This is a genomic window from Modestobacter sp. KNN46-3 (assembly GCF_011039295.1).
Map to the genome: position 1 here is coordinate 1 of NZ_JAAKGN010000043.1, position 13,709 is coordinate 13,709.

General features: G+C 73.7%; 15 protein-coding genes. 1 reads left to right on the top strand and 14 read right to left on the bottom strand.

The genetic code is table 11. From position 1 onward, the window contains the following. The 6 genes from G5C62_RS11475 to G5C62_RS11500 form a co-directional block, all read right to left on the bottom strand. A partial coding sequence (locus G5C62_RS11475) for a polyribonucleotide nucleotidyltransferase (protein WP_164701062.1) occupies positions 1-1,725 on the bottom strand: 1,725 nt, incomplete at its 3' end. Between the two features lie 260 nt (positions 1,726-1,985). Then, positions 1,986-2,255: a 30S ribosomal protein S15 gene (rpsO, locus tag G5C62_RS11480; protein WP_164701063.1), complete on the bottom strand. Its 270-nt coding sequence runs from the start codon at positions 2,253-2,255 to the stop codon at positions 1,986-1,988. 129 nt (positions 2,256-2,384) lie between these two features. Then, positions 2,385-3,356 (bottom strand): bifunctional riboflavin kinase/FAD synthetase, encoded by a 972-nt coding sequence (locus tag G5C62_RS11485; protein WP_164701064.1) that lies wholly within the window; start codon positions 3,354-3,356, stop codon positions 2,385-2,387. A 37-nt stretch (positions 3,357-3,393) separates the two neighbouring features. Further along, on the bottom strand, positions 3,394-4,545 hold the full coding sequence (locus G5C62_RS11490; protein ID WP_206330599.1) for a branched-chain amino acid aminotransferase: 1,152 nt from the start codon (positions 4,543-4,545) through the stop codon (positions 3,394-3,396). A gap of 194 nt (positions 4,546-4,739) precedes the next feature. Beyond that, positions 4,740-5,066: an antibiotic biosynthesis monooxygenase gene (locus tag G5C62_RS11495; RefSeq protein WP_036336612.1), complete on the bottom strand. Its 327-nt coding sequence runs from the start codon at positions 5,064-5,066 to the stop codon at positions 4,740-4,742. A gap of 91 nt (positions 5,067-5,157) precedes the next feature. Beyond that, the gene (locus tag G5C62_RS11500) at positions 5,158-5,658 is read right to left on the bottom strand and encodes a GNAT family N-acetyltransferase (RefSeq protein ID WP_164701065.1); all 501 of its coding nucleotides are present in this window, start codon (positions 5,656-5,658) and stop codon (positions 5,158-5,160) included. 38 nt (positions 5,659-5,696) lie between these two features. Here G5C62_RS11500 and larB point away from each other — a divergent pair, with 38 nt between their 5' ends. Further along, entirely contained in the window at positions 5,697-6,374 is a 678-nt protein-coding gene (larB, locus tag G5C62_RS11505) for a nickel pincer cofactor biosynthesis protein LarB (RefSeq protein WP_036336631.1), read from the top strand. Here larB and larE read toward each other — a convergent pair. From larE to infB, 8 genes are all read right to left on the bottom strand, one after another. Continuing rightward, a complete protein-coding gene (larE, locus tag G5C62_RS11510) occupies positions 6,365-7,198 on the bottom strand; it encodes an ATP-dependent sacrificial sulfur transferase LarE (protein WP_164701066.1) in 834 nt (277 codons plus the stop codon). The two genes, larB and larE, sit on opposite strands and share 10 nt — an antisense overlap. A gap of 22 nt (positions 7,199-7,220) precedes the next feature. Beyond that, on the bottom strand, positions 7,221-8,141 hold the full coding sequence (gene truB / locus G5C62_RS11515) for a tRNA pseudouridine(55) synthase TruB (RefSeq protein WP_164701067.1): 921 nt from the start codon (positions 8,139-8,141) through the stop codon (positions 7,221-7,223). A 73-nt stretch (positions 8,142-8,214) separates the two neighbouring features. Further along, positions 8,215-9,495 (bottom strand): MATE family efflux transporter, encoded by a 1,281-nt coding sequence (locus G5C62_RS11520; RefSeq protein WP_241175836.1) that lies wholly within the window; start codon positions 9,493-9,495, stop codon positions 8,215-8,217. A 17-nt stretch (positions 9,496-9,512) separates the two neighbouring features. Beyond that, on the bottom strand, positions 9,513-10,502 hold the full coding sequence (locus G5C62_RS11525) for a bifunctional oligoribonuclease/PAP phosphatase NrnA (protein WP_164701068.1): 990 nt from the start codon (positions 10,500-10,502) through the stop codon (positions 9,513-9,515). Positions 10,503-10,506: 4 nt separating this feature from the next. Beyond that, complete coding sequence (locus G5C62_RS11530; RefSeq protein WP_164701069.1) at positions 10,507-10,749, bottom strand: hypothetical protein; 243 nt, start codon at positions 10,747-10,749, stop codon at positions 10,507-10,509. Continuing rightward, the gene (gene rbfA, locus G5C62_RS11535) at positions 10,746-11,297 is read right to left on the bottom strand and encodes a 30S ribosome-binding factor RbfA (protein ID WP_164701070.1); all 552 of its coding nucleotides are present in this window, start codon (positions 11,295-11,297) and stop codon (positions 10,746-10,748) included. The genes G5C62_RS11530 and rbfA overlap by 4 nt, the downstream gene beginning before the upstream one ends. Positions 11,298-11,375: 78 nt before the next feature. Beyond that, the gene (locus G5C62_RS11540; protein ID WP_241175837.1) at positions 11,376-11,696 is read right to left on the bottom strand and encodes a DUF503 domain-containing protein; all 321 of its coding nucleotides are present in this window, start codon (positions 11,694-11,696) and stop codon (positions 11,376-11,378) included. An 85-nt stretch (positions 11,697-11,781) separates the two neighbouring features. After that, positions 11,782-13,620 carry a translation initiation factor IF-2 gene (infB, locus tag G5C62_RS28060; protein ID WP_241175843.1) on the bottom strand — a complete coding sequence of 613 codons (1,839 nt, stop codon included), beginning with the start codon at positions 13,618-13,620 and terminating at the stop codon, positions 11,782-11,784. Positions 13,621-13,709: the final 89 nt, after the last annotated feature.

A 13,709-nucleotide genomic window follows, 5' to 3' on the forward strand; every position in this document is an offset into this window, starting at 1 on the left:
GACGTCGAGGATGTGCAGCCGGGCCGCGCGGGCCTGGGTCAGCGCACCGGCGAGGACGTCGGAGGGGATGCCGTCGAGCTTCGTGTCCAGCTGGAGGGCCGTCACGAAGTCCTTGGTGCCGGCGACCTTGAAGTCCATGTCACCGAACGCGTCCTCGGCCCCGAGGATGTCGGTCAGCGCGACGTACTCGGTCTTGCCGTCGACCTCGTCGGAGACGAGGCCCATGGCGATGCCGGCGACCGGGGCCTTCAGCGGCACACCGGCGTTGAGCATGGCCAGCGTCGAGGCGCAGACCGAGCCCATCGAGGTGGAGCCGTTGGAGCCCAGCGCCTCGGAGACCTGACGGATCGCGTAGGGGAACTCCTCGCGGTCCGGCAGCACCGGCAGCAGCGCCCGCTCGGCGAGCGCGCCGTGGCCGATCTCGCGGCGCTTGGGCGAGCCCACGCGGCCGGTCTCGCCGGTGGAGTACGGCGGGAAGTTGTAGTTGTGCATGTACCGCTTGCGGGTGACGGGGTTCAGCGTGTCCAGCTGCTGCTCCATCCGGAGCATGTTCAGCGTCGTGACGCCCAGGATCTGGGTCTCGCCGCGCTCGAACAGGGCCGAGCCGTGCACCCGGGGCAGGACCTCGACCTCGGCCGAGAGCGGCCGGATGTCGGTCAGACCACGGCCGTCGATGCGGATCTTGTCGCGGAGGATGCGCTGGCGCACGACCTTCTTGGTCACCGCGCGGAAGGCCCCGGAGATCTCCTTCTCCCGGCCCTCGAACTGGCCGGCCAGGGCGGCCTTGACCTCGTCCTTGAGGGCGTCGGTGGCGTCCTCGCGCTCGGCCTTGCCGGCGATGGCCTGGGCCACGGTCAGCTTCTCGGTGGCGTGCGCCTCGACCGCGGCGTAGACGTCGTCCTGGTAGTCCAGGAAGCGGGGGAAGTGCGCCTCGGGCTTGGCGGCCTTGCCGGCCAGCTCGGCCTGCGCCTGGCACAGCGCCTTGATGAAGGGCTTGGCGGCCTCGAGGCCCTGGGAGACGACCTCCTCGGTCGGGGCGGTGGCCCCACCGGCGATGAGCTCGATCGTCTTCTCGGTGGCCTCGGCCTCGACCATCATGATCGCGACGTCGCCGTCGGGCAGGACGCGGCCGGCCACGACCATGTCGAAGACGGCGTCCTCGAGCTCGGCGTGGGTCGGGAAGCCCACCCACTGGCCGTTGATCAGCGCCACCCGGGTGCCACCGACCGGACCGGAGAACGGCAGTCCGGAGAGCTGGGTGGAGGCGGACGCGGCGTTGATCGCGAGCACGTCGTAGACGTGGCCGGGGTCCAGGGACAGGACGGTGATGACGACCTGGACCTCGTTGCGCAGGCCCTTGGCGAACGTCGGCCGCAGCGGGCGGTCGATCAGCCGGCAGGTGAGGATCGCGTCCTCGGAGGGGCGGCCCTCGCGGCGGAAGAACGAACCGGGGATCTTCCCGATCGAGTACATCCGCTCCTCGACGTCCACCGTCAGCGGGAAGAAGTCGAACTGCTCCTTGGGCTGGCGGCCGGCCGTGGTGGCCGACAGCAGCGTGGTGTCGCCCATGGTGGCGACGACGGAGCCGGCGGCCTGCTTGGCGAGGCGGCCGGTCTCGAAGGTGACGGTGCGGGAACCGAGGGCCCCGTTGTCGATCACCGCGGTGGCGGTGAACACGCCGTCCTCGGCGTCGAAGTCGGTGGGATCTGTGGTGGGTGCGGACATCGTGTCCTCTTCCTACGTCGCATACGGCGACGTCCTCTTCGCGGCGTCGCGCCGACGGCGTCCGGGGCGACCGGTCTTCGATCGAAGCCCTCGGGGGCGCACTCGCGGGGTCCTGCACTCAGGCTCGCTGCGTCCCGGGGGCCACTACCGAGGACCGGCCCTCGCGGGGCGGCCGGCGTGGGGCCGGTGGTCCCGTGCGGCGGGTGCCGCACGAGTGAGGGGACCGTCCCGGTGGTGCCGGAGCGGTCCCCTCGGTCGTGCTAGCGGCGCAGGCCGAGCCGCTCGATGAGCGAGCGGTACCGGTTGATGTCGGTCTTGGCCAGGTAGTTCAGCAGCCGCCGGCGACGGCCGACCAGCAGGAGCAGGCCCCGCCGGCTGTGGTGGTCGTGCTTGTGCGTCTTGAGGTGCTCGGTCAGGTCGCTGATCCGTCGGGTCAGCATCGCGACCTGCACCTCGGGGGAACCGGTGTCGTTGTCGACCGTCGCGTACTCGGTCATGATCTGCTTCTTCGTCGCGCTCTCGAGCGCCATGGTGCCTCCAGGGCAGGTCACGTGTGGCCCCCGGTCTGTGTCACGGGGGCAGCATGCACACACGTCGGTCACCCGACGTCAGCATCGAGGTTACACGGCCGCACCAAGGCCAGGCCCGGAGTCGCCCGGTCAGAGCTCCAGGACGGCGCGGGTCCGCGCCACGTCATCGCCCATGGCCACCAGCAGCTCCGGCACCCCGGCGAAGCTGAGCATCGGGCGCAGCCGCTCGACGAACTCGACGCCGACGTGCTCGCCGTACAGGTCGCCGTCGAAGTCGAGCAGGTGGGCCTCGACCGTGCGCCGGGCGCCGGCGAAGGTGGGGTTGCTGCCCACCGAGATCGCAGCCGGGTGGGTGCTGCGGCTGACCCCTCGGTGGTCGCGCAGCACCAGCTGCCCGGCGTAGACCCCATCAGCCGGGATCGCGGTGTGCGCCGGGCTCTCCACGTTGGCGGTCGGGTAGCCGAGCTCCCGCCCGCGACGGTCGCCCCGGACGACGATCCCGTCGACCCGGTGCGGGCGGCCCAGCGCCAGGGCGGCCGACGCCATGTCCCCGGCGGCCACGCAGGCCCGGATGTAGGTGGAGGAGATGGTCACCTCGCCGTCGCCGGCCAGGTCGGGGGCCGAGCCGACGCTGGTCAGGTCGACCCCCTCGACGCTGAAGCCGAACCGCCGGCCCTCGGCGGCCAGCGTCTCGAGGGTGCCGGCCGCCTTGTGCCCGTAGGTGAAGTTCCGCCCCACCACCACCTGGGCGGCGTGCAGGTGCTCGACCAGCACGGTGTGCGTGAACTCCCCCGGGGACAGCCGACTGAACTCGGGCGTGAAGGGCAGCACGCACATGGCGTCCACACCCAGCGCGGCCACCAGTTCGGCCTTGCGGTCGGCCGAGGTCAGGATCGCCGGGTGGGACCCGGGTCGCACCACCTCGGAGGGGTGCGGGTCGAAGGTGAGCAGCAGCGCCGGTCGTCCGACCGCACGGGCCCGGGTGACCGCCGCACCGATCAGGTGCTGGTGCCCGCGGTGCACCCCGTCGTACATGCCGACGGTGACCACGGTGCGACCCAGGTCCTGCGGGGTCGCGTCCAGCCCACGCCAGCGCAGCACGTCGTTCCCCTCCCCCGGTGTCGAGTGGTCGACGTGCTCAGGAGGCCACGGGCGCGACGCGGTGCAGCCAGCCGTGGGTGTCCGGGACCCGGCCGTGCTGGACGTCGAGCAGCCGCGCGCGCAGCTCCATGGTCAGCGGGCCGGGCTCACCGTTGCCGACCGTGAAGTCGCCGGTGCGCCCCTTGACCTCACCGACCGGGGTGATGACCGCGGCCGTGCCGCAGGCGAAGGTCTCGGTCACCGTGCCGTCGGCGACACCGGCCCGCCACTCGTCGACGCTGAACTTCCGCTCGGTGACCGGGTGCCCGAGCTCACGGGCCACGGTGATCAGCGACTCGCGGGTGATGCCGGGCAGCAGCGTGCCGGTGAGCTCCGGGGTGACGAGCTCGGCGTCGGCACCGGAACCCAGGACGAAGAACAGGTTCATCCCGCCCATCTCCTCGACCCAGCGCTTCTCCACCGCGTCCAGCCAGACCACCTGGTCGCAGCCGGCGGCGATGGCCTGCTCCTGGGCCAGCAGGCTGGCCGCGTAGTTGCCGGCGCACTTCACGTCGCCGGTGCCGCCGGGGGCGGCCCGGATGTAGTCCTCGGAGAGGTAGACCGACACCGGCTGCACGCCGCGCGGGAAGTACGCCCCGGCCGGGCTGGCGATGACGAGGAAGAGGTACTCGCTCGCCGGCCGGACCCCGAGGAACGGGTCGACGGCCATCATGTACGGGCGGAGGTAGAGGGTCTGGTCGGGACCGGTGGGGACCCAGTCACGGTCGGCGTCGACCAGGGCGTCGACGGCAGTGAGGAAGGCGTCGTGCGGGACGGCCGGCATGGCCAGCCGGGCGGCGCTGCGGGCGAACCGGGCGGCGTTGGACTCCGGCCGGAAGGTCGCGACGCTGCCGTCGGGCTGGGCGTAGGCCTTGAGCCCCTCGAAGATCGACTGCGCGTAGTGCAGGCCGGCGGTGCTGGGGTCCAGCTGGAGCGGCCCGTACCCGGTCAGCCGGGCGTCGACCCAGCCCTCACCGGCGCGGTACCGGGCCACGACCATCGAGTCGGTGAAGTGGCGACCGAAGCCGGGGTCCGCAAGGACCGCGGCACGCTCGGCGGCGGACCGGCGCGGCACGTCCTCCACGACCAGCGGCACGCCCTCGGTGAAGACCCGGGGGGAGGTACGGCTGTCGGCGAGCGTGTCGGTCATGGCTCCCACCTGCTGGTGCTCGTGCTGGAGCGTGGTCCGGCGGTTGCCAGGCCCGCACGGTCACCCTAGCCCGGCTCCACGGGCCCACGGCACGTGCGGCGGGACGAGCACCCGTCCGGAGGTGGTGCGATCGGACGAACCGGCAGGCCGGCCGTCGTCGTCGGGTCGGTGACGACGACGGCGCGGCCGGCGGCTCAGCTGCTCTTCGGACCTGCGGACTCGACGACCTCGTAGCTCCACACGTGCTGCTGCGAGCGCTCGGCGGCCGGGGCCAGGGTGTCGCCCCCGCCGTCGTGCGCGCGGTCGAAGTCCTGGCTGGTCTGCCATGCCTCGTAGGCCTCCTGGCTGCTCCACCGCGTGTAGACGAGGTAGGAGTCGGTGCCGGCGACCGGGCGCAGCAGCTCGAACCACTCGAACCCGGGGGTGGTCTCCACCGCACCGGCCCGGCCCTTGAACCGCTCCTCGAAGCGGGCGCGCTTGTCCTCGGGCATGGTCACGACGTTGATCTTGACGACGCTCATGCACCGCATCCTGCCCAGCGACGACCGGCTCGACACAGCGGGTGCGGACACACGGCCGCTCGTCACCGTCCGCCGGTGCCGGAGAGAGCGGTCATCCGGGCGGCGGGGGGACGTAGACCCGGATCGACGGACGCGCTCCCGAGGGCACCGTCCAGTCGGCCGACCGGCGGTCGACCAGCCGCCATCCCAGACGGTCGTACAGCCTCACGGCACCGCTGCCCTCGACCACCTCGAGCACCACCTGCAGACCCCGGTCCGCGGCGCACGCCGTCACCGCTGCGAGCAGACCGGCGCCGAGGCCCTCACCTCTCCCCCGCGGCGCGACGTACAGCCGGGAGACGGCGCCCAACCCACCGGCCGGCACCCCCGTCAGTCGACGCAGCACGTCGTCGACGACGTCTCCCACCAGGCAGGCGTGCCCGACGACGACGCCGGCCACCTCGGCCACCCAGCAGGCGACGGTCCCGCTGGGCGTCAACCACGCTGCGGGGTCCGTCGGCCACCGCGCCGGGTACCCGTCGACGTCGTGCACCTCCCGCAGGGCGCGGACGCTGCCCGGGAGGTCCTGGTCCACCCGTCGCCGCACCAGCACCCGGACAGTCTGCCGAGCCGGTGGGCGAGACTGACACGGTGACCGAGCAGCCGCGCACCGCTGACATCGGCTTCGCCCGGCTGGACCCCGACCGGGCGGCCCGGACCGGCACCCCTGAGGTGGTCTTCGCCGGCGGCAAGACCCCGGCCGAGACGGTGGGCTGCCTGGCGGGTCTGCTCGACGCCGGAGCCCCGCTCGCCTGGGCCACCCGGGTCGACGGACCCACCGCTGCTGCGGTGCTCGAGCGCTGGCCGGAGGCGCACGTCGACCCGGTGGGCCGGGTGGCCTGGGTGGGCACTCCCCCACCCCCGGTCGGTGAGGTCCTGGTGCTCACCGCCGGGACCTCGGACGGCGCGGTCGCCGCCGAGGTCGCCGCCACCCTGGCCGCCAGCGGGGTGGGGTGCCGGCGGGTGGACGACGTCGGGGTGGCCGGCGTGCACCGGGTGCTGGCCGTGGCCCGGGACCTGGCCGCGGCCGACGCCGTCGTCGTGGTCGCCGGGATGGACGGCGCGCTGCCCAGCGTGGTCGCCGGGCTCACCGACCGGCTGGTGGTCGCCGTCCCCACCTCGGTCGGCTACGGCGCCGCCTTCGAGGGCCTGGCCGCGCTGCTCACCATGCTCACCGCCTGCGCGCCCGGCGTCCTGGTGGTCAACATCGACAACGGGTTCGGCGCCGGCGTCGCGGCCGCCCGGATCGTCCGCTCAGCTCACCGGTAGCGCACCGGGTCGGGCAGCAGCTCGTTCATCGCCCCCGACCGGAAGCCCCGCGGGTCCAGCTCCACCCGGGCGAAGCCCGTGACCGCGGCCAGCAGTTCCGCGCCGACGACCGGGACGAGCACGGCGTCGACCTCGACCCGGGCCACGTCGTCGCCCATGTCCCGCACCCGCAGGTCGCGGACCGGGTGCCCGGCCTCGGTCAGCGCCGCCCGCAGCGCGGCCTCGGCCGCCTCCACCCGGGCCAGGCCCGCCGCCGACACCGGCACCCCGTAGGCGATCCGACTGGCCAGGCACGCGGCGGCCGGCTTGTCGGCCAGCGGCAGGCCCCAACGTCGGGCGGCCGCCCGGACGTCGTCCTTGGTCATGCCGGCCCTGGCCAGCGGCGCCCACGCCCCCCGTTCGGCAGCCGCCCGGATGCCGGGCCGGAAGCCCGCCCGCAGGTCGTCGGCGTTCGTGCCGGTGACCACGTCGGCGATCCCCAGCTCCGCGGCCAGCGGGGTGAGCACGTCGACCAGCTCGGACTTGCAGAACGCACAGCGGTCACCGGCGTTGGCGACGTAGCCCGGCCGGGACAGCTCGTCGGTGCGCGGCTGCTCGTGCCGCACCCCCAGCGAGCTCGCGAACGCCCGCGCCGCCACCTGCTCCGTCGCCGGCAGGCTCGGCGAGACGGCCGTCGCGGCGACCACCCGTCCGGCGCCCAGGGCGCGCACCGCAGCGGCCAGCACGACACCGGAGTCGACGCCGCCGGAGAAGGCGACCAGCACCCCGGGGACGGCGGCGAGCTCGGCGTCCAGGAGGGCCAGCCGGTGCTCGAGTGCGCTCATCCTGCGCAGGGTGTCATCCGGCTCAGCCCGGCGGGAAGCCGACCGCCACCCGGGCCACCGATCCGGCGTCCTCGACCAGCGCGACCAGCCGGCCGTCGGGAGCGACCGCCGCGTGCAGCCCCGGGGTGCCGGTGGCCGGGACCCGCTGGCCGTACCCCAGGGCGACGGCCTCCTCCACGGTGAGCTCCCGGGCGGGGAAGACCGCCCGGGCGGCGTCGGTCAGGCCCAGCACGCCCGGGCCGCTGCCCGGCCCGGCCAGCGCCTCGGCGGCCTCCTCGACCGGTCGGGCGTCGGCGGTGGCGAACGGCCCCGACGAGGTGCGTCGCAGGGCCGTGAGGTGGCCCCCGACCCCGAGTGCCGCCCCGACGTCCCGGGCGATCGCCCGGATGTAGGTGCCGGTGCTGCAGGAGACGGTGACGCCGACGTCGACCAGGTCGGCGGTGGGACGACGGACCTCGTGGACGTCGATCCGGTGCACGGTCACCGACCGGGCCGCCAGCTCGAACTCCTCGCCGGCCCGCACCCGGTCGTAGGAGCGCTTGCCGTCGACCTTCACCGCGCTGACCGACGAGGGCACCTGCTGCAGCGGGCCGACCTGATCGGCCAGCGCGGCGCGGACGGCGTCCTCGGTGACCCCGGCGGCCGAGGCGGTGGCGGTCACGTCACCCTCGCGGTCGTCGGTGACCGTCGTCTGGCCGAGCCGGATGGTGGCCTCGTACGTCTTGTCCGAGCCGGAGAGGTGGCCGAGCAGCCGGGTGGCCGCGCCGACGCCGAGCACCAGCAGCCCGGTGGCCATCGGGTCCAGGGTGCCGGCGTGCCCGACCTTGCGCACCGACAGCACCCGCCGGGCGCGGGCGACGACGTCGTGGGAGGTCATGCCCGGGGCCTTGTCGACCAGCAGCAGGGACGGCGGGACGTCGGCATCGGGCTTCTTCCGGCTCATCCGACCTCCTCGCTGGCGCTCGTCGGCCGGCTTCGCCGGGCTGCTCTGCTGATCGGTTCGCTCGCGAGCTCGCTCACGAGACCACGCTCTCACCCAGCCAGGCACTGCCCCGCACCCGCCAGCCCACCGCGACCAGCCGCAGCACGATGAACAGGGTCAGGCCGGTCCACACCCCGGGCAGGCCCCAGTCCAGCCAGCCGGACAGCAGCGACAGCGGCACGAACCCCACCAGCGCCGCACCGACGGTCACGGTGCGCAGGTAGGCGACGTCCCCCGCGCCCATGAGCACCCCGTCCAGGGCGAAGACCACCCCGGCCAGCGGCTGCATGAGCGCCAGGAACCACCACACGACGCCGGCCTCGGCGAGCACCGCCGGGTCGTCGGTGAACAACGGCGGCAGCACCGGGCGCAGGACGAGCAGCGCGACGGCGACGAGGACGCCGGTTCCCAGGCCCCAGCCGACCACCCGGCTCGCGGTGGCACGGGCCTCGGCCGGGCGGGCCGCGCCCAGCGCCGTGCCGACGAGGGTCTGCGCGGCGATGGCGTAGGCGTCGAGCACCAGGGCGAGGAACAGCCACAGCTGCAGGGCGATCTGGTGCGCCCCGAGCTCGGCGGTGCCCGACCGGGCCACCACCCCCGCCGCGGCGGCGAAGGCCAGCTGGAGGACGGCGGCGCGCAGCAGCAGGTCGCGGCCGAGCACCAGCTGGGCCCGCAGCGCGGCCGGCCGGGGCCGCAAGGAGATCGCGGTGCCGGCGAGCTCGCGGGTCAGCGCGCGCACGAAGAGCGTGGCGGAGACGGCCTGGCCGATCACGTTGGCGACCGCGGAGCCGACCAGGCCCATCTCGGCCGTGTGCACCAGCAGGGGGCACAGCACCAGGCTCACCAGGCTGCCGGCCAGGACGTAGCCCATCGGCCGGCGCAGCTCCTGGACCCCACGCAGCCAGCCGTTGCCGGCCAGTGCGATCAGCAGCAGCGGGAGCCCCAGGCTCGCCACCCGCAGCCACTCCTCGGCGGCGTCGGCGACCGGCCCGGCGCCGCCGGCGAGCAGGCGGGTCAGCGGCCCGGCCGCGACCTGGAAGACGGCGGCCAGGGCCACGCCCAGGGCCAGGGCCAGCCAGGTGGCCTGCACGCCCTCCGCGACCGCGCCGTCCCGGTCCCCGGCCCCGGCGCGCCGGGCCGCGCGGGCGGTGGTGCCGTACGCGAGGAAGTTGAGCAGCGCCGCCACGTAGGCCAGCAGACCGCCGCCGACGGCGAGGCCGCCGAGGCTGACCGTGCCGAGGTTCCCGACCACCGCGGTGTCGACGAGCAGGTACAGCGGCTCGGCGGCCAGCACCACCAGTGCCGGCGCCGCCAACGACGGGACCGATCTGCTCAGCGGGACAGCTCCTGCCGGAGCTGCGCGATCGTGCCCTCCCGGTCGGCGGTCGAGGTGTACCCGGCGGCCGCGCGGTGCCCACCGCCGCCGAGGGCCATCGCCACCCGGGCCAGGTCGGTGGCGCCGCGCGAGCGGAGGGAGACCGACCAGGCACCGTCGTCCTGGCCCTTGAGGACGCAGGCGACGTCGGCCTCGGCGGTCGCACGGACGACGTCGACCAGGGCCTCGAGCTGGTCGGCGGCCAAGCCGTGGGTGCGCGCCTCGGCCGCCGTCGACCAGGTCCAGACCAGGCCTGCGCCGACCTCCCGGTCGAGCACCGCGCGCCCGGTGACGGCCGAGAGGAGCCCCAGCCAGCCGAAGGGCGCGGTGTCGAACAGCCGCTGGCTGATCGCCGCGTGGTCGATGCCGGTGCGCAGCAGCCGGGCAGCCAGCTCGTGGGTGCCCGGCGCGGTGTTGCCGAAGCGGAAGGAGCCGGTGTCGGCCGTCAGCCCGGCGTACAGGCAGGTGGCCAGCCGCTCGTCGACCTCGACGCCCAGACCGTCCAGCAGGTCCGCGACGAGCACGACGGTCGCGGCGGCGCGCGGCTCGACCACCTGGATCTCGCCGAACCCCGGGTTGCTGGCGTGGTGGTCGACGACGACCGACCGGCGCGCGGCGGTCAGCAGGGTGGCCAGGTCACCCAGCCGACCGGGGGCGGCCGCGTCCAGGCTGACGAACACGTCGACGTCGGCCGGCACCGTCCGTGGTGGGACCAGCTGCTCGGCTCCGGGGAGCCAGCCCAGCGAGGCCGGCAGCGTGAACGGCTCCGGGAAGGTCGCGACCACCCGGGCGCCACAGCGGCGGAGCCCCTCGGCCAGCGCGAGGGTGCTGCCCAGGGCATCGGCGTCGGGCTGGACGTGGCCGGAGAGCACGACGGTCTGCCCGGCGATCGCGGCCGCGGCGAGCAACTCCACGGCCGCGTCCGCGGGCGCGGAGACGGTGGTCATCGGTTCAGGTGCCGTCCGGGCCGGCGTGCGGCGGCTGCTGCGGCTCGGGATCGGTGTTGCCGCCACCCGGCGCGTAGTGGGTGCCGTCGTCCGGCTCGTCCGTGGCGATGCTGTCGGTCGTCCCGATGTCGCCGCGCTTGCCACCGGCGGTGGGGTCGCCGGTGGCCGGCTCCTGCCGACCGCCGAACCCGGCAGGCTCCCGTTCTCCGGCCAGGTCGTCCGGGTCCGGGTCCACGGCACCGGTCACGACGCGCTCCGCTCGGCGGCCGACGGGCGGCCGTCGGCGTAGCCGTCCGTGCGGCCGGCAGCGGCGTCGGCCGGCTCGTCGGCAGCGCCGTCGAGGTCGTCCCCGTCCTCGGTGTCCTCGTCCTCGTCGACCGCGGGCTTGCGGTACGGGTCCGCCTCACCTGCGTACTGGGCGTTCTCCCGGGCACGGGCCAGTTCGGCGTCGGCCTCCCGGACGCGGGCCAGCGCCTCCTCCAGCTCCCGGGCGGTGTCCGGGACGATGTCGGCCACGAAGGCCAGCGTGGGCACGAACTTGATCCCGGTCTGCTTGCCCACGGTGGAGCGGAGCACGCCGGTGGCGCTGGCGAGGGCCCGTGCGGAGTCCTCGATCTGCTGTTCGTCGCCGTAGACGGTGTAGAACACCGTCGCCTCACGCAGGTCGCTGGTGACCCGCGCGTCGGTGATGGTGACCATCCCGAGGCGGGGGTCCTTGATCTGCATCTCGATCGTGGCGCTGACGATCTGGCGGATGCGCACCGCCAGTCGGCGTGCCCGGGCCGGGTCGGCCATGACGGACCTCCATGTCGAGGGTGTGATGGCCCCTTGCAGGGTCCCGCCGCGAGCGTGCGAGTGGCGGGGGCAAGGGGGTCATTGATCGGTGTCGCTGGACAGCTGCCGGTGCGTCGACAGCAGCGTCACCTCGGGTCGCTCGGCCAGCAACCGCTCGCAGGCGTCCAGCACGTCGCCCACCTGGGCGGCCTGGCCGGCCACGGTGGCGACCCCGACCTGTACACGGCGGTGCAGGTCGGGGTCGCCCACCTCGGCGGCGGCCACGGAGTAGCGGCGCCGCAGTTCGGCCACGATCGGCTTCACCACAGCACGCTTCTCCTTGAGCGAGCGCACGTCGCCCAGCAGCAGGTCGGCGGTGAGCGTGCCCGTGAAGATGACGACCCTCCTGCTCCCCGCCACTCGCAGGCTCGCGGTGGGCCCCTGCAGGAGAGCCGGACGACTCTCCTGCAGGGGCCTTGTCACCTGAGTTGCGCGGTCACCTGAGTCACGCGCGCGGCTTCTCGCGCAGCTCGAACGTCTGGATGACGTCCTCGGGCTTGATGTCGTTGAACGACCCCAGCCCGATGCCGCACTCGTAACCCTCGCGAACCTCGGTCGCGTCGTCCTTGAAGCGACGCAGCGACTCGACGGTCAGGTTGTCCGCGACCACGGCGCCGTCCCGGATGAGACGGGCCTTGGAGTTGCGGACGATCGTGCCGCTGCGCACCAAGGAGCCGGCGACGTTGCCGATCTTCGGGACCCGGAAGACCTCGCGGACCTCCGCGGTGCCCAGCTGCACCTCTTCGTACTCAGGCTTGAGCATGCCCTTGAGCGCGGACTCGATCTCCTCGATGGCCTGGTAGATGACCGTGTAGTACCGGACGTCCACGCCTTCGCGGGCAGCGAGCTCGGTGGCCTGACCCTCGGCCCGGACGTTGAAGCCCAGGACGATGACGTCGTCGGCCAGCGCCAGGTCGATGTCGCTCTTGGTGATCCCACCGACGCCGCGGTGGATGACCCGCAGCGAGATGTCGTCGCTCACCTCGATCTTCATCAGCGCCTCTTCGAGCGCCTCGACGGTGCCCGAGTTGTCGCCCTTGATGATCAGGTTGAGCTGACGGGTCTCCTTGAGCGCCGCGTCGAGGTCCTCCAGGCTGATCCGCTTCCGCATGGACGCGTTCTGCGCGTTGCGGATGCGGGCCTGACGACGATCGGCGATCTGCCGGGCGATCCGGTCCTCCTCGACGACGAGGAAGGTGTCACCGGCCCGCGGCACGGAGGTCAGGCCGACGACCTGGACCGGACGGGCCGGCAGGGCCTCCTTGAGCTTGTTGCCGTGCTCGTCGAGCAGCGACCGGACGCGACCGTAGGCGTCGCCGGCCACGATCGAGTCGCCCTGGCGCAGGGTGCCGCGCTGGACCAGCACCGTGGCGACGGGGCCACGACCCTTGTCCAGCTTGCCCTCGATGACCACACCCTGGGGGTCCTGGCCCACGTTGGCGCGCAGGTCCAGGGAGGCGTCGGCGGTCAGCAGGATCGACGTGAGCAGGTCGTCGAGGCCCTGACGGGTGGTCGCGGAGACGTCGACGAACATCGTGTCGCCGCCGTACTCCTCGGCCACCAGCCCGTACTCGGTGAGCTGCTGGCGGATCTTGGCGGGGTTGGCCCCCTCCTTGTCGATCTTGTTGACCGCGACCACGATCGGCACCTCGGCGGCCTGGGCGTGGTTCAGCGCCTCGACCGTCTGCGGCATGACGCCGTCGTCGGCGGCCACGACCAGGACGACGATGTCGGTGACCTTCGCGCCACGGGCACGCATCGCGGTGAACGACTCGTGACCCGGGGTGTCGATGAAGGTGACCGGACGCTCGTTGCCCTCGAGCTCGGTGACGATCTGGTAGGCGCCGATGTGCTGGGTGATGCCACCGGCTTCCTTGCCCGCCACGTTCGCGTGCCGGAGCGCGTCCAAGAGCTTCGTCTTCCCGTGGTCGACGTGACCCATGACGGTGACGACCGGCGGACGGATGTCCCAGTCGTCCTCGTCGCCGCTCTCCTCGTCACCGAAGGTGAGGTCGAAGGTGGAGAGGAGCTCGCGGTCCTCGTCCTCGGGGCTGACGACCTGGATGACCCAGCCGATCTCGGCACCCAGCAGCTGCAGGGTGTCGTCGTTGACCGACTGCGTCGCGGTGATCATCTCGCCCAGGTGGAACAGGGCGGTGACCAGCGCGGCCGGCTCGGCGTTGATCCGCTCGGCCAGGTCGGTCAGCGAGGCGCCACGCGGCAGCCGGACGGTCTGCCCGTTGCCACGGGGCAGCGAGACGCCACCCATGCTCGGCGCCGCCATGGAGTCGAACTCCTGACGCCGCTGCTTCTTGCTCTTGCGTCCACGGACCGGACCGCGACCACCCGGACGCCCGAAGGCACCCGCGGTGC

What these genes read in the sequence shown, in the direction of transcription:
- rpsO (WP_164701063.1), bottom strand. Translation starts at nt 2,255, where the DNA reads ATGGCGCTCGAGAGCGCGACGAAGAAGCAGATCATGACCGAGTACGCG.
- G5C62_RS11490 (WP_206330599.1), bottom strand. Translation starts at nt 4,545, where the DNA reads ATGACCGACACGCTCGCCGACAGCCGTACCTCCCCCCGGGTCTTCACC.
- G5C62_RS11495 (WP_036336612.1), bottom strand. Translation starts at nt 5,066, where the DNA reads ATGAGCGTCGTCAAGATCAACGTCGTGACCATGCCCGAGGACAAGCGC.
- larE (WP_164701066.1), bottom strand. Translation starts at nt 7,198, where the DNA reads ATGAGCGCACTCGAGCACCGGCTGGCCCTCCTGGACGCCGAGCTCGCC.
- truB (WP_164701067.1), bottom strand. Translation starts at nt 8,141, where the DNA reads ATGAGCCGGAAGAAGCCCGATGCCGACGTCCCGCCGTCCCTGCTGCTG.
- G5C62_RS11525 (WP_164701068.1), bottom strand. Translation starts at nt 10,502, where the DNA reads ATGACCACCGTCTCCGCGCCCGCGGACGCGGCCGTGGAGTTGCTCGCC.
- rbfA (WP_164701070.1), bottom strand. Translation starts at nt 11,297, where the DNA reads ATGGCCGACCCGGCCCGGGCACGCCGACTGGCGGTGCGCATCCGCCAG.
- infB (WP_241175843.1), bottom strand. Translation starts at nt 13,620, where the DNA reads ATGGCGGCGCCGAGCATGGGTGGCGTCTCGCTGCCCCGTGGCAACGGG.